22 protein-coding genes are annotated in these 23,793 nt (G+C 71.1%); 3 read left to right on the forward strand and 19 right to left on the reverse strand.

The features are described from left to right. Positions 1-10 precede the first annotated feature (10 nt). The 3 genes from BJ961_RS24810 to BJ961_RS24820 all read right to left on the reverse strand — a co-directional run bounded on the left by BJ961_RS24810 (position 11) and on the right by BJ961_RS24820 (position 4,771). Positions 11-580 carry a helix-turn-helix domain-containing protein gene (locus BJ961_RS24810; RefSeq protein WP_271415004.1) on the reverse strand — a complete coding sequence of 190 codons (570 nt, stop codon included), beginning with the start codon at positions 578-580 and terminating at the stop codon, positions 11-13. Positions 581-1,029: 449 nt separating this feature from the next. Then, the gene (locus BJ961_RS24815) at positions 1,030-3,645 is read right to left on the reverse strand and encodes an ABC transporter permease/substrate binding protein (RefSeq protein WP_271415005.1); all 2,616 of its coding nucleotides are present in this window, start codon (positions 3,643-3,645) and stop codon (positions 1,030-1,032) included. Beyond that, positions 3,638-4,771 carry a quaternary amine ABC transporter ATP-binding protein gene (locus BJ961_RS24820; RefSeq protein WP_271415006.1) on the reverse strand — a complete coding sequence of 378 codons (1,134 nt, stop codon included), beginning with the start codon at positions 4,769-4,771 and terminating at the stop codon, positions 3,638-3,640. The genes BJ961_RS24815 and BJ961_RS24820 overlap by 8 nt, the downstream gene beginning before the upstream one ends. A 168-nt stretch (positions 4,772-4,939) precedes the next feature. On the opposite strand from BJ961_RS24820, the gene BJ961_RS24825 reads away from it, so the two are divergent. After that, positions 4,940-5,884, forward strand: coding sequence for a 5'-3' exonuclease (locus BJ961_RS24825; protein ID WP_381161336.1), 945 nt, complete (start codon positions 4,940-4,942; stop codon positions 5,882-5,884). A 105-nt stretch (positions 5,885-5,989) separates the two neighbouring features. Then, the gene (locus tag BJ961_RS24830) at positions 5,990-6,835 is read left to right on the forward strand and encodes a siderophore-interacting protein (protein ID WP_271415007.1); all 846 of its coding nucleotides are present in this window, start codon (positions 5,990-5,992) and stop codon (positions 6,833-6,835) included. 34 nt (positions 6,836-6,869) lie between these two features. Here BJ961_RS24830 and BJ961_RS24835 read toward each other — a convergent pair whose 3' ends face one another. Then, positions 6,870-7,463: a GNAT family N-acetyltransferase gene (locus tag BJ961_RS24835; RefSeq protein WP_271415008.1), complete on the reverse strand. Its 594-nt coding sequence runs from the start codon at positions 7,461-7,463 to the stop codon at positions 6,870-6,872. Positions 7,464-7,570: 107 nt separating this feature from the next. Here BJ961_RS24835 and BJ961_RS24840 point away from each other — a divergent pair, with 107 nt between their 5' ends. Beyond that, positions 7,571-8,527, forward strand: coding sequence for an RluA family pseudouridine synthase (locus BJ961_RS24840; protein WP_271415009.1), 957 nt, complete (start codon positions 7,571-7,573; stop codon positions 8,525-8,527). Here BJ961_RS24840 and BJ961_RS24845 read toward each other — a convergent pair. From BJ961_RS24845 to pafA, 15 genes are all read right to left on the reverse strand, one after another. Next, on the reverse strand, positions 8,521-10,023 hold the full coding sequence (locus BJ961_RS24845; RefSeq protein WP_271415010.1) for a cytochrome P450: 1,503 nt from the start codon (positions 10,021-10,023) through the stop codon (positions 8,521-8,523). The genes BJ961_RS24840 and BJ961_RS24845 overlap by 7 nt on opposite strands. Before the next feature lie 60 nt (positions 10,024-10,083). Further along, entirely contained in the window at positions 10,084-10,704 is a 621-nt protein-coding gene (locus BJ961_RS24850) for a GTP-binding protein (RefSeq protein ID WP_059299649.1), read from the reverse strand. Further along, positions 10,685-11,110 (reverse strand): DUF742 domain-containing protein, encoded by a 426-nt coding sequence (locus BJ961_RS24855; RefSeq protein WP_271415011.1) that lies wholly within the window; start codon positions 11,108-11,110, stop codon positions 10,685-10,687. Before BJ961_RS24855 ends, BJ961_RS24850 begins: the two co-directional genes overlap by 20 nt. Beyond that, a complete protein-coding gene (locus tag BJ961_RS24860) occupies positions 11,107-11,484 on the reverse strand; it encodes a roadblock/LC7 domain-containing protein (protein WP_167308645.1) in 378 nt (125 codons plus the stop codon). The genes BJ961_RS24855 and BJ961_RS24860 overlap by 4 nt, the downstream gene beginning before the upstream one ends. Positions 11,485-11,510: 26 nt before the next feature. Continuing rightward, positions 11,511-13,130, reverse strand: a complete 1,620-nt coding sequence (locus BJ961_RS24865; RefSeq protein ID WP_271415012.1) for a sensor histidine kinase — start codon at positions 13,128-13,130, stop codon at positions 11,511-11,513. Positions 13,131-13,503: 373 nt separating this feature from the next. Further along, entirely contained in the window at positions 13,504-16,356 is a 2,853-nt protein-coding gene (locus tag BJ961_RS24870) for a DEAD/DEAH box helicase (RefSeq protein ID WP_271415013.1), read from the reverse strand. Positions 16,357-16,423: 67 nt separating this feature from the next. Next, positions 16,424-17,374: a twin-arginine translocase subunit TatC gene (tatC, locus tag BJ961_RS24875; RefSeq protein ID WP_271415014.1), complete on the reverse strand. Its 951-nt coding sequence runs from the start codon at positions 17,372-17,374 to the stop codon at positions 16,424-16,426. Positions 17,375-17,421: 47 nt separating this feature from the next. Next, on the reverse strand, positions 17,422-17,709 hold the full coding sequence (tatA, locus tag BJ961_RS24880) for a Sec-independent protein translocase subunit TatA (protein ID WP_271415015.1): 288 nt from the start codon (positions 17,707-17,709) through the stop codon (positions 17,422-17,424). Between the two features lie 290 nt (positions 17,710-17,999). Next, positions 18,000-18,194, reverse strand: a complete 195-nt coding sequence (locus BJ961_RS24885; RefSeq protein ID WP_271415016.1) for a hypothetical protein — start codon at positions 18,192-18,194, stop codon at positions 18,000-18,002. A 9-nt stretch (positions 18,195-18,203) separates the two neighbouring features. Next, entirely contained in the window at positions 18,204-18,464 is a 261-nt protein-coding gene (locus tag BJ961_RS24890) for a hypothetical protein (RefSeq protein WP_271417161.1), read from the reverse strand. Positions 18,465-18,493: 29 nt separating this feature from the next. Further along, positions 18,494-19,726, reverse strand: coding sequence for a helix-turn-helix transcriptional regulator (locus BJ961_RS24895; RefSeq protein ID WP_271415017.1), 1,233 nt, complete (start codon positions 19,724-19,726; stop codon positions 18,494-18,496). Positions 19,727-19,744: 18 nt separating this feature from the next. Next, positions 19,745-20,698: a helix-turn-helix transcriptional regulator gene (locus BJ961_RS24900; protein ID WP_271415018.1), complete on the reverse strand. Its 954-nt coding sequence runs from the start codon at positions 20,696-20,698 to the stop codon at positions 19,745-19,747. A gap of 137 nt (positions 20,699-20,835) precedes the next feature. Then, the gene (locus tag BJ961_RS24905; RefSeq protein WP_271415019.1) at positions 20,836-21,207 is read right to left on the reverse strand and encodes an FKBP-type peptidyl-prolyl cis-trans isomerase; all 372 of its coding nucleotides are present in this window, start codon (positions 21,205-21,207) and stop codon (positions 20,836-20,838) included. 60 nt (positions 21,208-21,267) lie between these two features. Beyond that, positions 21,268-22,272, reverse strand: a complete 1,005-nt coding sequence (locus BJ961_RS24910) for an FKBP-type peptidyl-prolyl cis-trans isomerase (RefSeq protein ID WP_271415020.1) — start codon at positions 22,270-22,272, stop codon at positions 21,268-21,270. Positions 22,273-22,422: 150 nt separating this feature from the next. Continuing rightward, positions 22,423-23,784, reverse strand: a complete 1,362-nt coding sequence (gene pafA, locus BJ961_RS24915; protein WP_061445640.1) for a Pup--protein ligase — start codon at positions 23,782-23,784, stop codon at positions 22,423-22,425. Between the last annotated feature and the right edge of the window lie 9 nt (positions 23,785-23,793).

Here is a 23,793-nt window from a genome sequence, read left to right on the forward strand (position 1 = left end):
CGGCCCGCCCTCACCTGCGGGGCCCTTCCCGGACCGCCTCGATGTGCTCGGCGACGGCGACGACGATCAGCCGGGTGTCGGGCACCGTGGCCCGCCAGCGGTGCCGCACCCCACCCGTGAGGTACAGCGTGTCGCCGCGCCCCAGCCGGTAGGCGCGGCCCTCGGCCTCGATCTCCACGGCGCCCTCGGCGACGAACATCAACTGGTCGTTGCGGTACTGCAGTTCCCGCCCGGCGTCGTGGTCGCCGGTGAACTCGGAGGCGTGCATCTGGTGGTGTCCGCGCACCAGGGAGCGGACCTTGGGCGCCAGCTCGGGGTCGGGGTCCTCGGCGCGGACCACGTCGACGCTGCACGCGGGGTCGGCCGCGGCGAGCAGCTCCACGGCGGTGGTGCGCAGGGCGTCGGCCACCTTCTCGAGGGAGCTCTGGCTGGGCCGGGCCCGGTCGTTCTCGATCTGGCTCAGGAAGGGCACGGACAGGCCGCTGCGCTCGGACACCACGGCGAGGGTCAGTTCGAGGGCCCGGCGCCGCCGCCGTACGGCCGCGCCCACCCGGAGGTGCTGATCTTTGTGGTCGCCCATCGCTCCGGCTCCCTCCTTCACCCGTCGTCGTGCCGCCGCCGGGCCCCTGTCGGGGCGCCGTCCTCCTGTTGAGTTCTCTGCACCCTACGCATGTTCGGCAAACCGTTTCACGCGGCCGTCACATCGATGTCACGGTGCGGTGGCCGCGACCTCACAGTTCTCGCCATCGGCGGGGCCGTCCGCGCGCCGTGCCGGACGTCCTACCGGTTCAAGGCCCGGGCGGTCCTCCGTGTTCCCGCCAGCCGCTTCCGCACTGGTGGGGCGCTGCTCGGGCATGAGGTTGGCGCTCCGTGGTTGGCCAGATCCTTACCGTGTCCCGGCCGGACACGACCCGAGGGGTGGGCCCGGCGGCGTGCCGTCAGGAGACGTCGCCGGGCCCACCCCTCGGGGTGACCGTCACGCGGTGCCGCGCGGTACCGACGTACCGCGGAGCACTGCGGCTCGTGCTGCTACGGGGTCATCCGGCCGACCATGTCCGGGTGCTCCTCCAGCCAGGCCGCGACGGCTTTCTCCTCCTGGCCCTGGCCGCGGTCCTTGATCTCGGCCTCCAGGCTGCCCAGCTCGTCCTCGCTCATCTTGAAGTTCTTGATCCACTCGGTGAGCTGCGGGTACTGCTCGGGGAACTTCTTGCTGGAGATGGTCCGGATGGTGTTGCCCTCGCCGAAGGCCTTCTTCGGGTCCTTCAGCTTGGTCAGCTCGTAGTCGCTGTAGGCCCAGTGCGGCGACCACAGGGTGACCGCGACCGGCTCCTTCTTTGCGAGGGCGCGCTTGAGCTCGGCCAGCATGGCGGGCGTGGAGCCGTCGACGACCTCGTACTCGTCGTCCAGGCCGTAGGCCGGCATGACGTCGTTCTTGACCAGCTGCATCTGACCGGTGCCGGGCTCGATGCCGATGATCTTCCCGTCGAAGAGGTCGGCCTTGCCCTTGAGGTCGGCGAGGGACTTGACGTCCTTCACGTACGAGGGGACGGCGATCTCCAGGGAGGTCGGCTGGTACCAGGTGCCCAGGTCGTTGAGGTTGTCCTTGTGCTTGTTCCAGTAGTTGCTCTGGGCGTGCGGCAGCCATGCGTCGAAGTTGAGGTCGATGCCGCCGGAGGCCAGGCCGGTGTAGACCGGGCCGACGTCCATCTGCTTCAGGTTCATCTTGTAGCCGCGGCGCTCGAGGACGTTCTTCCACAGGTAGGTGACGGCGACGTCCTCCTCCCACGGGAACCAGGCCACGTCGAGGGCCCGCTTGGCCTCGGCGGGGGTGGCGCCGGCGCCGCCCTCGACCGGGGCGAGCTTGTCGACGACGTCCGGGTTGGCCTTGAGCCAGGTGCGGACGGCGTCCTGCTGCTGGCCCTTGCCGGCCTTGTTGATCTCGGCCTCGAGGCTGGTGAGCTGCTTCTCCGTCATGGAGAAGTCCCTCAGCCACTTGGTCACGACGGGGTTGTCGTCCGAGAAGCCCTTGCGGGACAGCGTGTGCACGCCGTCGCCCTTGCCCCAGGCGCCCTTGGGGTCCTTCAGCTTCTTCAGCTCGTAGTCGTTGTACGCCCAGTGCGGGGACCACAGGGTCGTGACGATCGGCTCCTGCTTGCTGTAGGCCCGCTTCAGCTCGGCCAGCATCGCCGGCGTGGAGCTGTCGACGACCTTGTACTCCTTGTCGAGGCCGTACTCCTTGAGCACCTTGGTCTTGAGCAGGTTCATCTCACCGGCGCTGGGCTCGATGCCGGTGATCTTCCCGCCGAAGAGGTCGGCCTTGCCCTTGAGGTCCTCGAGGGAGTTGATGTCCTTCATGTACGCCGGGACCGTCAGCTCCAGCGAGGTCTCGTCGTACCAGGAGCCGAGGTCCTCGAGCTGCTTGCCATACTTCTTCCAGTACTGCTCGTGGGTCGTGGGCAGCCAGGAGTCGGTCTGGAAGTCGATGTTGCCCTGGGCGAGCGCGGTGTAGAGCGGGCCGGCCTCGAACTGCTTGGCCTCGACCTCGAAGCCGCGCTGTTCGAGGATCTCCTTCCACAGGAACGTGGAGGCGACGCCCTCGTCCCAGGGGATGTAGCCGATGGAGACCTTCTTGCCGTTGCCGACGTTCTTGCCGCCGCCGGCCGTGTCGGCGTCGTCGGAGCTGCCGCCGAACATGCCCATGCCGCCGGCCACCAGGCCGAGGATCACGATGCCGATCACGGCGACCTGCGGCTGGGGGCGGTAGGACCAGATCTTCAGGCCCTTGGCCGCGCGTGCCTTGGCGGCGGCGCGACGGCCCAGCGGGGAGACGTGGGTGCCCAGCGCGCTGGTCATGCGGTCCAGGTAGATCGCCAGGATCACGATGGCGAGACCGGCCTCGGCGCCGAGGCCGACGTTGAGCTGGCCGATGGACTCCATGACGTCGCCGCCGAGGCCGCCGGTGCCGACCATGCCGGCGATCGCGGCCATGGACAGGCCGAGCATGATGACCTGGTTGACGCCCGCCATCACCGTGGGCAGCGCCAGCGGGAGCTGGACGCGCAGCAGGGTGTTGCGGGGGGTGGTGCCGAAGGCCTCCGCGGCCTCGACCAGTTCCTTGTCGACCTGGCGGATGCCCAGCTCGGTCATGCGGACGCCGGGGGCGAGCGCGAAGATCAGCGTGGCCACGATGCCCGGGGCGGAACCGGTCCCGAAGAACAGGATCGCCGGGATCAGGTAGATCATCGCGGGCAGCGTCTGCATGAAGTCCAGGATCGGCCTCACGAACGCGCTCACGCGGTCCGAGCGGGCCGCCCAGATGCCGACCGGCACCGCCACGACCAGGGCGATGATCGTGGCGACCAGCAGGAGCGCCAGGGTGACCATCGCGTTCTCCCACAGACCGAGGGAGTCGATGAAGGCGAAGCCGACGAAGGAGAGGACACCGGCGAAGGTGCCGCGCAGCCAGAAGGCCAGCACGGCGAAGATACCGGCGAGCAGCAGCGGCTCGGGGGCCTGGAGGACGGCGTTGATGCCGTCGTAGGCGCCGGTGAAGATGTCCTTGAGGAAGGTGAAGAGCCAGGACACGTTGTCGAGCAGCCAGTCGACGGTGCTGTTGACCCAGTCACCGAGGGGAACCCTAGGCACGGCTGATCACCTTCTTGCCGCCCTTGTCCCGCGGGCTCTCGCAGACGCCGGGGACGACGTCCTCGTCGTCCCCGAGGAAGCCGATGAGCCGCTGGGCCGGTACGACGCCGACCAGTCGGCGGTCGCCGTCGACCACGGCGACCGCGTGGGGCACGCGGGCGCTGATCGCGCACAGTTCCGAGAACGGGGTGTCGGGCGTGGCGGTCTCGCAGTCGCAGTCGGCCTCGTCGCCGCGCACGTCGGTCTCCATGACGGCACCGGCGGTCAGGACGCGGGAACGGTCGACGTCCTTGGTGAAGGAGGCGACGTAGTCGTTGGCGGGACGTATCAGGATGTCCTGCGCGGTGCCTATCTGCACGATCCGGCCGTCCCGCATGACGGCGATGCGGTCGCCCAGGCGCATGGCCTCGTTCAGGTCGTGGGTGATGAAGACGATGGTCTTCTTCAGGGTCTTCTGCAGGTCGAGCAGCTGGTCCTGCATGTCGCGGCGGATCAGCGGGTCGAGGGCGCTGAACGACTCGTCCATCAGGAGCAGGTCGGCGTCGGTGGCGAGCGCGCGGGCCAGGCCCACGCGCTGCTGCATGCCGCCGGACAGCTCGTCCGGCCAGGACTTCTCCCAGCCGGCCAGGCCGCACAGGGCGAGCGCCTCGTCGGCGCGGCGTTCGCGCTCGGCGCGGGGCACGCCCTGCACTTCGAGACCGTAGGCAGCGTTGTCACGGACGCTGCGGTGCGGGAAGAGCGCGAAGTGCTGGAAGACCATGCTGATCTTCCTGGAGCGGACCTCGCGCAGCTCGCGGTCGCTGAGTTCGGTGAGGTCCTGGCCCCCGAAGCGGACGTGCCCGGCGGTCGGCTCCGACAGGCCGTTGAGCATGCGCAGCAGCGTGGACTTGCCGGATCCGGACAGGCCCATCACCACGAAGATCTCGCCGGGTTCCACGGTGAAGGACGCGTCGATGACGGCGGCGGTGGTGCCGTCGGCGCGCAGTTCCTCGCGGACGTCGCCCTGGTCCTCCCGGGCGTCCCCCTGGTCCTTGCGGACATCCCCCTGGCGCAGTCGTTCGACTGCCTGGTCCGGTTTCCTGCCGAAGACCTTGTACAGGCTTTCGGCCTCTAGTCTGGCTGACACGCTTACCTCTTGAGTCGGGGGCAGGGACACGGGCGCGCGGACTGATTGATACGACTCGCTAACAGTTGAACGCATCAACCAGCTTCGGCCCGGCTGCGCGCCTGCCCCGATCCTTATGACCCAAACACACGAGTGACCCAGTTCACACACCCTGCACCGCTCGGCCACATGTCCTGCGGCATGATGCGAGGCGTGACCGGACGACTGATGCTTCTCGACACCGCCTCCCTCTACTTCCGCGCCTACTTCGGTGTGCCGGACTCGGTGAGGGCGCCCGACGGCACGCCGGTGAACGCCGTGCGCGGGCTCCTCGACTTCATCGACCGCCTGGTGAAGGACCACCGGCCCGACCACCTGGTGGCCTGCATGGACGCCGACTGGCGCCCGCGGTGGCGGGTGGAGCTGATCCCCTCCTACAAGGCGCACCGCGTGGCCGAGGAGCGCCCCTCGGGCCCCGACGAGGAGGAGGTGCCCGACACGCTGTCGCCGCAGGTGCCCGTCATCGGGGCCGTACTCGACGCGCTCGGCATCGCCCGCGTCGGCGTGGCCGGGTACGAGGCGGACGACGTCATCGGCACCTACACCGCACGGGCGGGCGGACCGGTCGACATCGTCACCGGCGACCGGGACCTGTACCAGCTCGTCGACGACGCCCGGGGCGTGCGCGTGCTCTACCCGGTCAAGGGCGTGGGCACGCTCAACCTCGTCGACGAGGCCGCGCTGCGCGAGAAGTACGGCGTCGACGGCCGCGGGTACGCCGATCTGGCACTGCTGCGGGGCGACCCGAGCGACGGCCTGCCCGGCGTGCCCGGCATCGGCGAGAAGACGGCGGCCAAACTGCTCGCCGAGTTCGGGGACCTGGCGGGGATCCGGAGCGCCGTCGACGACCCGAAGGCGAGGCTCACCCCCACGCAGCGCAAGCGCCTCACCGAGGCGGCGCCCTACCTCGCCCTCGCCCCGAAGGTCGTCCGGGTCGCCGACGACGTACCGCTGCCGGACGTCGGCACCGCGCTGCCGCACGCACCGCACGACGCCGCCGCGCTGGACGCGCTCGCGGACCGCTGGGGCCTGGGCGGGTCGCTGCGGCGGCTGCTGACCACCCTCACCGGCTGAACGGCGCCGTGTGCCACCGCTCTCCATGAGCCACGGACGGGCCGGGGATGCTAGCTTAGGTAAACCTAAGTGAGAGATCCGCACGCAGGGAGCAGGGAGGCCGTCATGGCAGACCGTCCGGCACGCAAGCCGCGCAAGCCGCACACCGCACAGGTCGTCCGCACCGAGCGGCTGACCCCGCACATGCAGCGCGTGGTGCTCGGCGGCGAGGGCCTGGCCGCGTTCTCCGCGGACACCTGCACCGACCACTACGTGAAACTGCTGTTCCCCGCCGAGGGCGCGACCTATCCGGAGCCCTTCGACATGGAGCGGATCCGCGAGGAGTTCCCCCGCGAGCAGTGGCCGGTGACCCGGACGTACACCGTCCGGCACTGGGACGCCGAGCACCGCGAGATGACGCTGGACTTCGTCATCCACGGCGACGAGGGGCTGGCCGGGCCCTGGGCGAAGCGCGTCCGGCCGGGCGAGACCGTCCACTTCATGGGCCCCGGCGGCGCCTACGCCCCCGACAGCGCCGCCGACTGGCACCTGCTCGCCGGTGACGAGAGTGCGCTGCCCGCCATCGCCCGGTCCCTGGAAGCGCTGCCCGACGGCGCCCGCGCCTTCGCCTTCGTGGAGATCGACGGTCCCCACGAGGAGCAGAAGATCGACTCCGACGTCGAGGTCGTCTGGCTGCACCGCGGCGACCGTCCGGTGGGCAGGGCCCTGGTCGAGGCCGTGCGCGGGCTGCGCTTCCCCGAGGGCCGGGTGCACGCCTTCGTCCACGGCGAGGCGGCGTCCGTGAAGGAGCTGCGCCGGTACCTGCGGGTGGAGCGGGAGATCCCCCGCGAGGACCTGTCCATCTCCGGCTACTGGCGGCTCGGCCACAACGAGGACGGCTGGCAGGCGTCGAAGCGGGAGTGGAACGCCCGGATCGAGGCCGAGCAGGAGGGCGGCACGAGCGCCGCGTAACGAGCGCCGCTACGGCCCCGCGGCGCCCGGCGCCTCAGCCGTCGCCCCGGTCGCCGCGTACGCGCGCGTGCAGGTGCATGTCGTGCCAGCCGTCCGGGTGGAGCACGGCGCTGCGCTTGGTGCCCTCCACCGTGAAGCCCGCCTTCGTCGCCACCCGGCACGAGGCCCCGTTGGCGACGGCGTGCAGGAGTTCCAGGCGCTGGAAGCCGATCTCGTCCAGGGCCCAGCGGGAGAGCGTCCGGGTGGCGCGCGCGGCGACGCCCTGGCCGCGGGCCTTCGCGGTGGTCCAGTAGGCGATCTCGGCCACCCCGTCGTCGAGCACCACGTCCCGCAGGGCGATCCGGCCGAGCAGCCGGTCGTCCGCCGCGTCGGCGACGGCCCACTGCGGCTTGCGCTCCCCCTCCCATGCCTCCTGCCACTCGGCGATCCAGCCCCGCACCTCCTCCTGCGAGTCGGCGGCGCGGGCGTGCCACTGGCGCATCACCGGGTCCTGGAATGCCTCGTGCACGGCGGGGGCGTCCTCGGCCCGCCAGGGGCGCAGCACGAGTCCGTCACCGGTGCGGAGGGTGGGTTGTGGAGTGCGGGAGAGGGCGCCTGCGGCGAGGACCGGCTCTGTCAGGAAGGGCATGGGCGGCATCCTGCCAACGGGACCCTCCTGGAGCCCAGCGGTTTTCCGGAGCGGTCCCCGCCGCCGCGGCCCGCCTCACCGGCCCCCCGCCTCGTAGGCTGGCGACGATGAGACGCCGTACCCCTCCCCCGCCCTCGCCCCTGCCGCAGCGCGACGGCATCGACGCGGTGCGGCTGCGGCTGCCCGCGGGCGGACCGTGGTCCACGGTGCGGGAGCACCTGGCGCAGCGGCTGTCGGGTGCGGGAGCCGGCGTGGTCGACGGCATGTTCGACGCGGGGCTGTTCGTGGGTGCGGACGGCCGTGCCGTTGCGGGCGACACGCCGTACGAGCCGGGCATGTACGTGTGGTTCCACCGCGAGCTGCCCGCCGAGGTGCCGGTGCCGTTCCCGTTGGAGATCGTGTACCGCGACGAGCACCTCGTCGTCGCGGACAAGCCGCACTTCCTGGCCACCACCCCGCGCGGCGGCCATGTCACCCAGACCGCGCTGGCACGGCTGCGCCGGGAGCTGGGCATCCCCGCGCTCGGTGCCGCGCACCGCCTGGACCGGCTCACCGCCGGACTGGTCCTGTTCACCGTGCGTCCCGAGGAACGCGGCGCCTACCAGGGCCTGTTCGCCGAACGGCGGGTGCGCAAGGAGTACGAGGCCGTCGCTCCGTACGATCCCGCGCTCGTCCTCCCCCGGACCGTCCGCAGCCGGATCCTCAAGGAGCGCGGGGTGCTCGCCGCCCGCGAGGTCGACGGCGAGCCGAACGCCGTGACCCGCGTCGAGCTGCTCGCCCGCCGGCTCGACCGCGGGCTCGGCCGGTACCGGCTGTTTCCCGGCACCGGCCAGACCCACCAGCTGCGCGTGCACCTGAGCTCCCTCGGCGTGCCGATCCTGGGCGACCCCCTCTACCCCGAGGTGGCCGCCCCCGTGCCGGCCGGCGACTTCCGGCGTCCGCTGCAACTGCTCGCACGGGAGCTGGCGTTCACCGACCCGGTGACGGGGCGCGAGCACCGCTTCCGCAGCGGGCGGTCCCTCGGGGCGTGGACGGCGTACGAGGAGTGGGCCGACGGTCAGTAGCCGCGCCACCAGAGCAGGAAGCGCTGCCAGGCACCGCGCGGCCGGGGGCTCTCCGGTTCGGGCGCCCGCGGGGGCGCCGCGACCGTCACCGGGGCGGCCTCGGACCGAGGCGGGTGGGACGGCAGGGGCGGTTCCGTGCGTGGTTCCAACCCCGGGGTGCCGACGTGCCAGGGGGTGCGCTGGGCCGGGAGGGGGGCGTGGCTCGGCTGCTGCATGATGTCCTGCTGCGCCTTCGGCTCGAACCGCACCGGCAGTTCCACCAGGTGCCGGGAGGCGATCGACGACCGCCACCGCAGTTCGTCCTCGTCCCAGTCGAGCTGGACGTCGGGCAGCCGCATCAGCAGCGCGTCGATGCCGGCGTCGGCGATGGCGCGGCCGATGTCCTGGCCGGGGCACTCGTGCGGGCCGCCGCCGAAGGCGAGGTGCGCCCGGTTGCCCTGCATGCTCGCGTCCAGGTCGGGGCGGATGCGCGGGTCCACGTTGCCCGGCGCGATGCCGAGGAGCAGACCGTCGCCGGCGCGGATGCGCTGCCCGCCCAGTTCCGTCTCCTGCTTGGCGAAGTAGGCCAGGACGGTGCTGAACGGCGGCTCGTCCCACAGGGACTGCTCGACCGCCTCGGGCACCGTCATCTGGCCCCCGCTGAGCTGGGCGCGGAAGCCCGGGTCGGTGAGCACCACCCGCAGCACGTTGCCGATGAGGTTGACGGTCGCCTCGTAGGCGGCCAGCAGGACCACCCGCAGGTGCTCCCGGACCTCGTCGTCGGTGAGCCCGGCCGGGTGGGTGACCAGACGGCCGGCGATGTCGTCGGCCGGGTCGGCCCTGCGGGCCTCGGTGAGCCGGCCCAGCGCCTCCATGACGTGGGCGTGGCTGGCGATCGCGGTGTCGGTGCCCTTGAGGGTGTCGCGGGCCGCCTCCACCATGCGGTCGCTGTACTCGTCGGGCATGCCGAGCAGGTGGCACATCACGCCCATCGGCAGGTGCTCGGCGAACTGGCCGACGAGGTCGGCGCGGCCCTCCTCGCAGAACCGGTTGACGATGCGCTGGGTGTAGCGCTTGATGTGCCGGCGCAGCTCCCGGAAGTCGAGGCCGGACATGGCGCTGGTGACCGCGCCGCGCAGCCGCTTGTGCTCCTCTCCCTCGGCGTGGGAGCAGATGGGCTGCCAGGCGATGTGCGGCATCAGCGGGTGGTCGGGCTTGACCATGCCCTCGTTGAGCGGCGACCAGATCCGGCTGTCCCGGGAGAACTGGGCGGGGGTGCTCACCATGTGCAGGTTCTCGGCGTGTCCGAGCACCACCCACATGGGTACGTCGTCGTGGAGCAGCGCGGGGGCGACCGGCCCGTGCTGCTCGCGCAGCTTCTCGTACAGCTCCTCCAGGTCTTCCGCCTCGTGCAGCCGGTGCAGGCCGCCCGGTCCGACGCCGTGCGCGGGGCAGCCGGGCGGTGGTTCGAGCAGGCGGTCGCCCGTTCCGGTCGGGGAGTGGCGTTCAGGCGTCACAGTCTCGCTCCGCAGGGGAAGTGTGGGTCACGTCAAGGGGGTGTCGGTGGGGCGCGCGGGTCAGGTGAGCGCGCCCTTCATGGCGAGGGCGTGCAGGAACCGCATCAGGGTCATCAGGACGTCCCGGCTGGACGCGCGGCGGCGCACGTCGCAGTCGAGGATGGGGATCTCCTCGGGCAGGTCGAGCGCGGTCCGCAGTTCGGCGACGGGGTAGCGGGGCGCGTCGGGGAAGGTGTTGACGGCGACCACGAAGGGCACGCCGCGTTCCTCCAGGCGCCCCATGACGTCGAAGCTGACCTCCAGGCGGCGGGTGTCTACGAGCACGACCGCGCCGAGGGCGCCCTCGAACAGGCCGTTCCACAGGAACCAGAAGCGCTCCTGGCCGGGTGTGCCGAAGAGGTACAGGACCAGTTCGTCGGTGATGGTGATCCGGCCGAAGTCCATGGCCACGGTGGTGGCGGTCTTGGAGGCGGAACCGTAGTTGTCGTCGACCCCGATACCGGCCTGGGTCATCGTCTCCTCGGTGGTCAGCGGTCTGATCTCGCTGACCGAGCCGACCATCGTGGTCTTGCCGACCCCGAAGCCGCCCACGATGACGATCTTCACGGCGGCCTCGGCCGTGTGCGGCAGCCGGTCCTCGGTCCGCGGGCCCGGGATCGTGTCAGAGCTTTTGAAGTCCATGCATCACCGCTTCGAGGAGGTTTCGGTCGGCGACCTTCTGGCGGACGATGGGGGCGCGGGCCTGCACCAGTTCCGTCGCCAGCAGGTCGGTGAGCAGCACGGTCACCACACTGAACGGCAGGCTCAGGTAGGCCGACAGCTCCGCCACGGACAGGGGTGCCGCGCACAGCCGCAGCAGGGCGGCCTGTTCCGGAGTGGCGGACACCGGGGGGTCGGCGCGGGCCACGATCAGGGTGACGAGGTCGATGTCGGCGCGCTCCCCGTTCCCCTCCCCGCCGATGACGAAGAGCCGCTCGGGGTTGCGGGTCTCGCCCTCTTTTCCGGACGTGCCGGACGCTCCGGACGACGGTGGGGTGGCGGGCCGGTCCGGTCCGGGCGATCGCCTCCGGCGTCGGGGAGGAGTCATACGGTCTGCCCGTTGCGCCGGGCGGGACTGGTCAGGTGGGGGCCGATGCGGGCGACCAGGTCGGCCATGCTCAGGCCCATCCGGCCGGGCTCGCAGCGCACGTCGGAGAGCACCGCGAGGTAGGCGTTGGGGCCGGCCGCCATCAGGTAGAAGTAGCCGCCGTTCATCTCGATGAGCACCATCTTCATGTCGCCGTCGCTGGTGGGGATCTCCTGGCTGACGGCGCTCGCCAGGCTCTGCAGGCCGGCGCAGGCGGCGGCGACGCGGTCGGCGGCGTCCGGGTCGCCGGAGTAGCGGGCGATGCGCAGGCCGTCGGCGGAGAGCACCACGATCATCTCGATGCCCGGGACACCGTCGTAGAGATCACGGAGCATCCAGTCGAACTTGCCTTGCTGCTCGATCACTTGAGGTTCCCCTCGTCGTCTGCCGGGGCGTGGGCCGGCTCGTTGCTGCTGGACTGCTGGTGCTGGGTGGTGCCCGGGTGCTGCTTGAGTCCCTCCCAGAAGGCCCCGATGAAGTGCCCCGGCGGGAGCCCCTGGTCCTTCTCCGGCTCGGGTTCGGGCGCCGAGGGGGCGGGGATGCCGTTGCGGGCCCGCTCGGCGGCCTGACGGGCCTCGCGCTCGGCGTCCTCGCGCTCCCAGACCGCCTGTTCGGCGAGGCGCTGGCTGAGGGGCATCTTGACCCGGCTGCGGCGTTGCGGGAGACCGCCCGCCGTCCACTCGGTCACCTCCGGAACCTCGTCCTCCAGGGAGACCGTGGCAGGGATGCGGGGGCTGGTGGGACGGCGCTTCTTGGGCTTGCGCTGCGGTCCGGGCAGGGCGTCCGGGCCCGGGGTCGGGATCGAGGTCGCGCCGATGCCGTGGGCGAGTCCGACGCCGGGCTCGGTGGTCATCATCTTGCTGGGCACGATGAGGATGGCGCGGACGCCGCCGTACGCGGAGGCGCGCAGCGAGACGTCCATGCCGAACTGGGTGCACAGCCGGCCGACGACGGACAGTCCCAGGCGCGGGTGGTGGGCGAGGTCCTGCACGTCGGTGCCGCGCTTGGCCTGCTCGAGAAGGCCCTCGATACGGGCGCGGGACTCCTCGCTGAGGCTGACACCCGCGTCCTCGATCTCGATGCAGACACCGCTCTGCACCTCGGTCGCGGTGACGTGCACCTTGGCCCCGGGCGGCGAGTAGCGGGTGGCGTTGTCGAGGAGTTCGGCCGCGGCGTGGATGACGGGTTCGACCGCCGTGCCCTTGATGTTGACCTTGGCGATGGAGGCCAGGTTGATCCGGCGGTACTCCAGGATCCGGGACATGGCGCCGCGCAGCACGCTGTAGAGGGCGACCGGCTCGGGCCACTGGCGTCCGGGCCTGCCGCCGCCGATCACGGAGATGGAGTCGGCGAGGCGGCCGATGAGCGAGGTGCCGTGGTCGATGCGCAGGAGGTCGTCGAAGACCTCGGGGTTGCGCCCGTGGTCCTCCTCCATCTCGCGCAGTTCCTTGTTCTGCTGGTGGACGATCGCCTGGACGCGGCGGGCGATGTCGACGAAGGAGCGCTCGGCGGACTCGCGCATGGAGTCCTGGTGGTCGACGATCTCGCAGACCAAGCGGATCAGCCGGCGCTGGGGCTCGCCGAGTTCGGTGTAGGAGGGGTCCACCTCGCCGATGCGGCGCACCACCTCCTCGGGGGTGCTGCCCGAGCGCATGGCGGCCAGGACGGTGGGGATGACCTCGCCGCCGAGGCGGACCATCTCCTCGTGGTGGCTCGCGGCCCGGCGGTCCAGATACGCGCTGTGACGGGCGTGCTCGGCACGCAGGGCGCGCAGCGTGCGGCCGCGGCGTACGACTTCGGCGCCCGCGGTGATCACCAGGAGGGTGGCAACGGCACCGCACAGGCCGACGGCGAGCCGGGCCGGTTCCGTCACCAGGGCGACGGCGGCCCCGGTGGCCGCGGCCATCAGTATGGCCGGCAGCAACAGGGTTCGCGCGTAGGGAAGTTCGCGGCGACCTGGAGGGGAATCAACACTCACCATGTAGGCCCTCTGAAATGGATCGGCTGGGGATGGGGGAGCTTGCGGCGGGGTATGTCCGGGAGTTGTCGGGATCTTCGGCGCATTGGGAACAAGCGCGCGATTACACCTCAACTCGGTGCGCTGCGGGCGAGCTTAGTCCGAGCGGATCATCGCCGGGTCATATTCGGCAACCGCCTGAAACGGGCCCGGGGGCCGGAGTAGTGTCGACCCCATTTACACGCCGGGGAATCATTCGAACACATGGAGTAAGGGCCGATGGGTGCCCGAAACTCACTCACCGTGATGAGGGAGGGGCGTGTCGGACGTCGGGAACACGCGAAGGCCCGGCGGTGGTTCCCGCCGGGCCTTCGAAGGTGTGCCGGTGTGCCGGGGGTCAGCCCACGGACGAGTAGGCGACCACCCCGCGCAGCAGTTCGTCGACCGCCTTGCGCGCGTTCTTCGGGACGGTGGAGCCCGCGCCCGGGGCGGCGGCAGAGATCTGGCCGAGGACGTCGATGACCTGCTTGCACCAGCGCACGAAGTCGCCGGCCGGCATCTCCACCTCGCGCAGCACCTCGTCGAGGCCCTTGCCGGAGGCCCACATGTACGCCGCCCAGGCGAAGCCGAGGTCGGGCTCGCGCTGGCCGACGCCCTCGGTCTGGCTGATCCGGAAGTCCTCCTCCAGGGCGTCGAGCCGGCCCCAGATGCGGACCGTCTCGCCGAGCGCCGCCTTCGCCCTGCCGGAGGGCACCTTCGGCGCCGTCGCGTCGTCGGCGACCCGGGACTCGAAGACCAGCGCCGAGACACAGGCGGCCAGCTCGGCCGGGGAGAGCCCCTCCCACACGCCCTCGCGCAGGCACTCGCTGGCCAGCAGGTCCAGCTCGCCGTAGAGCCGGGCGAGGCGCTTGCCGTGCTCGGTGACCTCGTCGCCGCGCAGGTAGTCCAGCTCCGTCAGGAGCGCGACGATGCGGTCGAAGGTGCGGGCGATGGTGTTCGTCCGGCCCTCGATCCGGCGTTCCAGCTGCGAGGTGTCGCGCGACAGCCGGTGATAGCGCTCGGCCCAGCGGGCGTGGTCCTCGCGGTCGTCGCAGCCGTGGCAGGGGTGGGCGCGGATCGCCTTGCGCAGCCGGGAGATCTCCCGGTCGTCCGCCGCCTGGGAGCGCTTCTTGCGGGCCCGCTCGGGCGGGATGTGCCCGGCCTTGGTCCGCAGCGCGGAGGCGAGGTCGCGGCGGGACTGCGGGGAGCGCGGGTTGAAGGACTTCGGGATCCGCATCCGGTCCAGCGCCTCGACGGGCACCGGGAAGTCCATCGACGCCAGCCGCTTGACCTGCCGCTCGGCGGTCAGCACCAGCGGGCGCGGCCCGTCGTGGTGCTCGAAGCCGCGGTGGCCGTTGGACCGCCCGGCGGGCAGCCCCGGGTCGAGGACGAGGGCGAGGCCGGCGTACTTGCCCGTGGGCACGTGGATGACGTCGCCGGGCTTCAGCTTCTCCAGCGCCACGGCGGCCTCCGCGCGGCGCTGGTTGGCGCCCTGCCGGGCCAGTTCGTTCTCCCGGTCCTTCAGCTCGCGGCGCAGCCGGGCGTATTCGTCGAAGTCGCCGAGGTGGCAGGTCATGGAGGCCTTGTAGCCCTCCAGACCCTCCTCGTTGCGCTGCACCTGCCGGGAGATACCGACGACGGACTTGTCCGCCTGGAACTGCGCGAAGGACGTCTCCAGCAGCTCCCGCGAACGGTGCCGGCCGAACTGGTCGACCAGGTTGACCGCCATGTTGTACGACGGCCGGAAGCTGGAACGCAGCGGATACGTGCGGGTGCCGGCCAGCCCCGCGAGGTGCTCGGGGTTCATGCCGCGCTGCCACAGCACCACGGCGTGGCCCTCGACGTCGATGCCGCGCCGTCCGGCCCGGCCGGTGAGCTGGGTGAACTCGCCGGGGGTGATGTCGGCGTGCTGCTCACCGTTCCACTTGACGAGCTTCTCCAGCACGACCGAGCGGGCGGGCATGTTGATGCCGAGGGCGAGGGTCTCGGTCGCGAAGACCGCCTTCACCAGTCCGCGGACGAACAGCTCCTCGACGACCTCCTTGAACGTGGGCAGCATGCCCGCGTGGTGGGCGGCGATGCCGCGCTCCAGGCCCTCCAGCCACTCGTAGTAGCCCAGGACGTGCAGGTCCTCGGTCGGGATGGAGGCGGTGCGCTCCTCGACCAGGGCCCGGACCCGCTCCCGCGCGTCCTCGTCGTTGAGCCGGAGACCGGCGAACAGGCACTGCTGGACGGCGGCCTCGCAGCCGGCCCGGCTGAAGATGAAGGTGATCGCGGGCAGCAGGCCCTCGGAGTCGAGCCGCTCGATGACCTCGGGGCGGCTCGGCGTCCACACCCGCGAGCGCTGTCTGCGCTCCCGCTCCCGGTCGGCCTCCTTCATGGCGCGGCCGCGCCTGCGGTCCTGGTAGGACGGGCGGCTCGCCTCCAGACGCGCCATGCGGGTGAGGTCGGGGTTGACGGCCCTCTTGTGGCCCTCGGCCTCCTCGAACAGGTCGTACATCCGGCGCCCGGCCAGCACGTGCTGGAACAGCGGCACGGGCCGGTGTTCGGAGACGATCACCTGGGTGTCGCCGCGCACGGTGTCGAGCCAGTCGCCGAACTCCTCCGCGTTGGACACGGTCGCCGACAGTGAGACGAGGGTCACGGACTCGGGGAGGTGGATGATCACCTCCTCCCACACGGCGCCGCGGAAGCGGTCGGAGAGGTAGTGCACCTCGTCCATGACCACGTAGCCGAGGCCCAGGAGGGTCTGGGAGCCCGCGTACAGCATGTTCCGCAGGACCTCGGTGGTCATGACGACCACCGGGGCCTCGGAGTTCACGCTGTTGTCGCCGGTGAGCAGGCCCACTCTGTCCGCGCCGTAGCGGCGGCACAGGTCGGCGTACTTCTGGTTCGACAACGCCTTGATGGGTGTCGTGTAGAAGCACTTCTTGCCCTGCTGGAGGGCGAGGTGGACGGCGAACTCGCCGACGATCGTCTTGCCGGAGCCGGTGGGCGCGGCCACCAGCACGCCCTTGCCCGCCTCGAGCGCCTGACAGGCCTCGATCTGGAAGGGGTCGAGGCCGAAGTCGTACATCTCGCGGAAGGAGGCGAGCGCGGTGGCCTGCTCGACGGCGCGCTGACGGGCTGCCGCGTACCGCTCGGCCGGTGAGAGATCCTCTGTCATCGTGCTTTCGAGCGTACCGGGCCGCACTGACAACAGGACGATCATTATCGGGATCGGCCGTGTGGGGGTTCCGTGGGGGCGGCGACGCCTGCGGTCACCGCCCCGGCGGTCCTCAGGTCACGTCGTCGAAGCCGTTGACCCGGTCCCTGGTGGCCTGCTCGGGCAGGGCGCGGGCGGTGGTCACGGCCTCGACCTCGCCGATGTCCTCGGGCGTCAGGTCCAGGTCGGACGCCTCGTCGTCGTCCGGCTCCAGTGCCTCGCGGCGGCTCTTGCGGCGGTCGTTCAGCAGGGAGACGGTGACCGCGGCGAAGTACAGCACCCAGATCGGCCCGGCCAGCATGATCATGGTCAGCGGGTCCGTGCTGGGCGTGGCGATGGCGGCGAACAGCGTGATCCCCATGATCATCGCCCGCCACCAGCCGAGCATCCGCTTGCCGGACAGCACGCCGGTGAAGTTGAGCATCACCAGCAGCAGGGGCAGCTCGAAGGAGAGACCGAAGACGACCACCATGCGTGTGACGAGGTCGAGCAGATCGTCCAGCGGCAGCAGGTTGTCGACCTCGCTCGGGGTGAACTCGATCAGCACCTTCGCGGAGGTGGGCAGCACCGCGTAGGCGAAGTAGGCGCCGACGAGGAACAGCGGGGCACCGGTGGCGACGAACGCGTAGGCGTACTTCTTCTCCTTGCGGTGCAGGCCCGGGGCGACGAACGCCCACAGCTGGTAGAGCCAGACCGGCGAGGCCAGCACGATGCCGGCCGTCAGGGACACCTTCAGAGCCAGCGTGAAGGGGCCGAGCAGACCGTTGATGGTGATCTGCGCGCACGGCTTCGAGCCGTCCTCCGCCTGGGCCAGCTCCGCGAACGACTTCTCGCAGCCGATCGACTCGAGGATCGGGCCGGTGAGGACGTTGATGATCTCTCGGTAGAAGAAGGCGGCGACCACGGTGACGACGACAATGGCCAGCAGCGCCTTCGCGAGCCGGTTGCGAAGCTCACGAAGGTGCTCCGCGAGCGGCATCCGCCCCTCGGGATCCTTCTCCTTGTTGCGGGCAGACTTCAGCAACCCACGTTCCCATCTCGTGCGGCGGGCCGGAGGTCACCGGCCCTGCGTCAGCGCTTGGTCGTGTCCGTCGGCTCGGTGACCGGCCGGGAGCTGGTCACGTCGCCGGGGGCGGCCTGGATGGTGCGCTGCGCCGCGGACTGCTCGGGGTTCGGCGGGTCGGCGGGGGCGGCCTCGTCGGTCTTGGCCTCGCTCTTCATGGCCTTGGCCTCGCTCTTGAGGATGCGCGCCGACTTGCCGAGCGACCGCGCCATGTCCGGAAGCTTCTTCGCGCCGAACAGCAGGATGATGACGACGAGGATGAGAATGATCTCGGGGGCGCCGAGCCTTCCGAACATAAGTCTTTACCTTCTCACCGAGGCGGCTGGGTGGGGACGCTGTCCGACCGGCCGGACACGCGTCCGATCGATCGTCTTGTGCAGCGATCGTAACGCTCAGGGGTGAACGTGAGGCAATCCCCGTGCGTACTCCCGTCTCCGCGACCGGGCCTCGTTTTCCTGGCCGCGACCAGCAGGGTACCTTCCGGTGCCCGCCGGGTGACAGGGCGAAGCGGCGCAAAACGCGACTCGGGCACGTGTGGGGGGCCGCCCCCGAGGCGGCGCCGCGCACCGCGGTGCGCTCCGGTCCTTCACAACGCGTCCACGGCACGGGCCGCGCTCTCGGTCGCGCGCTCCAGGTCCTCCGCGGCCCGGCTGATCCGCCGGGCGGAGTCCGTCACCTGCCGGCCGAGGCGCTGCGCCTCCACGAACACCTTCACGGCGAAGACCGCGAGGACGGCAAGACCCAGGAAACCCATGGCAACGGCGAACATCGGCCAGAACATGAGGCGAGCCTAGACGGTGGGGTGCAGCCGCAGGGTTCTGACCCCGCCGCCGGTCAGCAGCTCCACGACCCGTTCCCCCGCGGGCTTGCGCACGGCCGACCCGCACTCGGGGCAGGTGAACGAGTAGAAGGTGGTGCGGCTCGTGGCACCGATGGCCAGGCGCAGCGCGCTCGCGGCGAGCTCGAAGCGGCCGCGGCAGTCCGGGCAGCCCGCCTTGAACACGACCGGGGACACGCGCCGCATGCCGGCGAACGCGGACGCCGCCGTCATACCGGGCCCGCCCGGCCCCAGGGGGTCGCTCACCGTGCTCGCTCCTGCTTGTCGTCCCGCCGCCCCGCGACCGTCTCGGACCCGTACTCGGGGGCCGCCGCGGTTCCGTCGTGCGCCCCGGCTGCCCGGGTCCCGTCGGCCGTCCCGGTCCCGCCGTGCTCCCCGGCCGCCTGACTTCCGCCGTGCGCCCTGGCCGCCGCGGCCCCGTCCTGCGCCCCGGCCGTCCGAGCCTCGCCGTGGTCCCCGGCCGTACCCGTCCCGCCGTGCTCCCCGGCCGCCTCGATCCCGTCGTACGCGGCCAGCGCCTCGCGGGCGGCCTGCCGGGCGCTGTCGGCCAGAGCGGGTGGGGACACGATCCGGCCGTCGCGGCCCAGCCGCAGCGCCAGCCGCCGCAGGGACGCCGGGTCGGGGGTGCGCAGGGTGATGCGCAGGCCGCCTTCGGGGAGTTCCTCCGCGCTGTCGTGCGGGTAGTACTCGGCGACCCAGCGCCCGCCGGGGCCGACCTCCACGACGACCTCCGGGTCCTCGGCGGCGGGCTGCACCAGCCCCTCCGACAGGTCCCGCAGCTCCACCTCGGGCGGCGCCGCGGGCTCGTCGAGGATGCGGATCTCGGCGACCCGGTCGAGCCGGAAGGTGCGCCGGGCCTCGGAGCGGCGGCACCAGGCCTCCACGTAGGTGTGTCCCACGCTGACCAGCCGGATCGGGTCGATCTCCCGCTCGGTGAGTTCGTCGCGGGCCGGCGAGTAGTAGCGGATCCACAGCCGGCGGCGCTCGGAGATGGCCCGGTCGACGTCGGCGAAGACACCGCCCTCGGACTCGAAGGTCACCGACAGGCGCGAGCTGGCACCCGCGGCCTCACCGGCCGAGGTCTCCACCTTGGCGGTGGCCCGCAGCAGCGCCTGCCGGTCGCTCTCGCGCAGGCCGGGCAGGGTCGCGACGGCACGGGCGGCCACCAGCAGCGCGGTCGCCTCGTCCGCGGCCAGCCGCAGCGGCTCGGCGGCGTCCGCGCCGAGGGCCGCCGGGTTGTGCCACCAGATGCGCTCGCCGTCGGTGTCGATGTCGAGCAGGTCGCCGCCGCGGAAACTGGTGCCGCACATCGGCAGCACGTCGAGGTCCGAGACCAGTTCGTCCTCCGTGATGCCGAAGGCCCGCGCGACGTCCTCGACCCGGGCCCCGGGGCGTTCGCGCAGATACGTCACCAGGGAGAGCATCCGTCGGGTCTGGTCGATGGCGTTCACTGCCCTGACCGGTTTGCCTGCCACTGTGTTGTCCGCTCCCCCTCAGCCCTTGGCGACGGCACGCAGCCGGTCCACCACGTCCGCACGCAACTCCGCGGGCTCCAGCACCACCACGTCCGGCCCGAACTCCACCAGCCAGGCGTCCAGCCCGTGCCCGTACGGAACTTCCAACTCGTCCCAGCCGTCGCCGAGTTCCCGTACCCCGGTGGCCTTCGCCCGAAGGGGGTACCCGGCGCCCGTCCGCAGCCGGATCAGCGCGGAGCGGTCGGCGGTCTCCCCCGCCCAGCTCGCGACCGTCTCCCGGACGGTGACGACGTCCGGCACGGGAGCGGTGAACCGCGCGCCGCGCGAACGGACCTTCCCCGTGATCCGCGACAGCCGGAATACCCGCTCGGCACCGCGGTCGCGGTCGAATCCGGCCAGGTACCAGTGGCCGCGCCAGCACTCCAGCGCCCACGGCTCCACGTGCCGCGGCTCGGGTTGAGCCGCGTTCGCCTTGCGGTAGTCGAAGACGACCGGCCGGCGGTCGCGGCAGGCCAGCATCAGCGGCTCGAAGGCGGCCTCGTGCACCGGGATGCGGGGCTCCAGCGCGCCGTGCGCCTCGTACGGGTCGACGTCCTCGGGCAGTCCGGCCGCGCGCAGTTTCTGCAGCGCGCCGCTCGCGGCACCGGCGAGCCGGGCCTGCTGCCACACCTTCGCGGCCAGGCCGAGCGCGGCGGCCTCCTCGGCGTCCAGGGTGATGGGCGGCAGCCGGTTGCTGTCCCGGCGGGCCAGGTAGCCGATCTCTCCGTCCAGGCTCTCCACGGTCTCGATGACCAGTCCGAGTTCGCGAAGATCGTCCTTGTCGCGCTCGAACATGCGGTTGAAGGCGTCGTCGGAGCCCGCCTCGAGATAGGCCTCGACCGACTCGCGCAGCTCACGCTTGCTGAGCGGCCGCCGTGTCCCGAGCAGACACAGCGCCAGGTTCATCAGCCGCTCGGCCTTGGCAATGGCCATCGACGCCCTTCTCCCTATGGTGCTTACGACGGATGACCGTACCGCCCCGCGGTGGCGCGGCAAAAGCCGAGGGCCCATGCCCGGACAGGCATGGACCCCGGATGACCGGCTCTGATCACTGTCCGTTCGGACGGTGGTCAGACTCCGAGCAGATCGACCACGAAGATCAGCGTCGAGCCCGCCGGGATCGCCGGGGTCGGGCTCTGGTCGCCGTAGGCGAGGTGCGCGGGGATGGTCAGCTGGCGGCGGCCGCCGACCTTCATGCCCTGCACGCCCCGGTCCCAGCCCGCGATGACACGGCCGCCACCGAGCGGGAAGCGGAACGGCGCACCGCGGTTCCAGCTGGCGTCGAACTCCTCGCCCGTGCTGAAGGTCACGCCCACGTAGTGGACGGTCACGGTCTGACCGGCCTCGGCAACCGCGCCGTCGCCCTCCCAGATGTCCTTGATCTCGAGGTCCGCCGGGGGCTCGCCGCCCGGGAAGTCGACCTCGGGCTTGTCGATGCTCACGTGTTCAGCTCCTGCTTGTCTGCGGAAAGGCAACGGCCCAAGTCTGTCATCCCCCGCACCTCACATCTTCGCGAGGATGTCGACGGAGAAGATGAGCGTGGAGTCCTTCTGGATGCCGCTGCCCTCCGGCGGGCTGTCGCCGTAACCCAGGTCCGGCGGGATGACGATCAGGACGCGGCTGCCGACCTTCTTGCCCGTCAGACCCTGCGCCCAGCCCTTGACGACCTGCTGCAGCGAGAACGACGTCAGCTGCTTCCTGGCGTACGTGGAGTCGAACTCCTTGCCGCCGTCCCACAGCACACCCTTGTACTGCACGAGCACGCTGTCCTGCGCGCCGACCTCGGCGCCGTCGCCCTCCAGGACGTACTCCGCGACGAGCTTCTTCGGCGCGTCGGTCTTCGGCACCTCGATGGAGGGCGCCTTGCCGTCGGTGTTGGTGCCGACCTTCGGCAGGGCCGCGTCGTCCTGGGGGACCTTCTTGCCCTGGGCGCTGCTCCTGGCGTTGAAGGTGTCCTGGATGTCGACCACGAACACCAGCGTGTCGTCGCCCTTGATACCCGCCTGCTCGTTGCCCTGCTCGCCGTACCCCCAGGTGGGCGGGACGGAGAACTCGACCCGGCTGCCGGTCTTCTTGCCGGTGAGCGCGTAGCGCCAGCCGTCGATGATGCTGCCCTGGGCGAGCTGGATGAGGATGGGCGTCTTGCGGTCGTAGGAGTTGTCGAAGACCTTCGCGCTCTGCCAGATCTGACCGAGGTAGTCGGCCGAGATGAAGTCGTTCTCCGCGACGGCCTTGCCGCCGCCCGCGACGACCGTCTTCACCGCCAGGTCCTTGGAGGGCTCGCCGCTGCCCTTGGCGACGGTCGGCTTCTCACCGAACTTCGTCCCCGCCGTGATCGCCGGCAGCGGACCGTCGACGATCTTCGGTGGCGGCGCCGCCGACGTGGCCGACGCCTCCGGCGACGCGCTGTCGCCCGCGCTGCTCGAACCGGAGTCGTCGTCGTCACCGCATGCGGCGAGCGTGACCATCCCGGCGGGGACGGCGATGAGGAGTGAGCGTCGGCGCACGGTGGGGGCCTCGTATCGGTGTGGGTCGGTCCTGGCTGACGGGGTGCGCGCAACTCTACGGCGTGAGAAGGGCACCGTACGGCTAACGTACGGTGCCCGTGTGGCGTTCCGCCCTTTCGTGCGGAAGGCGCGACTCTCACCCCGTCCGGGTCACATCCCGGCGATCAGCTTCTCCACCCGGTCGTCCACCGAACGGAACGGGTCCTTGCACAACACGGTGCGCTGCGCCTGGTCGTTGAGCTTGAGGTGGACCCAGTCGACGGTGAAGTCCCGGCGCTGCTCCTGGGCCCGCCGGATGAAGTCGCCGCGCAACCGGGCCCGAGTGGTCTGCGGCGGAACGGACTTGCCCTCGAAGATCTTCAGGTCGTTGGCGACCCGGGCGGCCTGCCCCTTCTTCTCGAGCAGGTAGTACAGGCCACGACGGCGGTGGATGTCGTGGTAGGCGAGGTCTATCTGCGCGACCCGCGGGTGCGACATGGTCATGTTGTGCTTGGCCCGGTACCGCTCCAGGAGCTTGTACTTCATGACCCAGTCGATCTCGGTGTCGATGCGGTCGAGGTCCTCGGCCTCGATCGCCTCCAGGGTGCGGCCCCACAGCTCCAGCACCCGCTCCACGGTGCCGGTGCGGATACCGCGGCGGTCGACGAAGTCGACGGCCTTCTCGTAGTACTCCCGCTGCACCTCCAGCGCGGACGCCTCCCGGCCGCTGGCCAGGCGCACCTTGCGCCGCCCGGTGATGTCGTGGCTGACCTCGCGGATCGCCCGGATCGGGTTCTCCAGGGTCAGGTCGCGCATCACCGTGCCCGCCTCGATCATGCGCAGCACCAGGTCGGTGGCGCCGACCTTCAGCAGCATCGTCGTCTCGGACATGTTCGAGTCGCCCACGATGACGTGCAGCCGCCGGTAGCGCTCGGCGTCGGCGTGCGGCTCGTCACGCGTGTTGATGATGGGCCGGGAACGGGTGGTCGCCGAGGAGACGCCCTCCCAGATGTGCTCGGCCCGCTGACTGACGCAGTACACCGCGCCGCGCGGCGTCTGCAGCACCTTGCCGGCACCGCAGAGCAACTGCCTCGTCACCAGGAACGGAATGAGGATGTCCGCGAGCCGCGAGAACTCACCGTGCCGGGCCACGAGGTAATTCTCGTGACAACCGTACGAGTTGCCCGCGGAGTCGGTGTTGTTCTTGAAGAGGTAGACGTCGCCCGCGATTCCCTCCTCGTGCAGGCGTCGTTCGGCGTCCACCAGGAGTCCTTCGAGAATGCGCTCGCCCGCCTTGTCGTGGGTGACGAGCTCAGTCACGTTGTCACACTCGGGTGTCGCGTATTCCGGATGTGATCCCACGTCGAGATACAGGCGGGCACCGTTGCGCAGAAAGACATTGCTGCTGCGGCCCCATGACACGACACGGCGGAAGAGGTACCGCGCCACCTCGTCAGGCGACAGGCGGCGCTGTCCCCTGAACGTGCACGTGACGCCGTACTCGTTCTCCAGCCCGAAAATGCGGCGGTCCATGACTGAACA

The organism is Streptomyces lienomycini (assembly GCF_027947595.1).
Taxonomy (GTDB): Bacteria; Actinomycetota; Actinomycetes; order Streptomycetales; family Streptomycetaceae; genus Streptomyces; species Streptomyces lienomycini.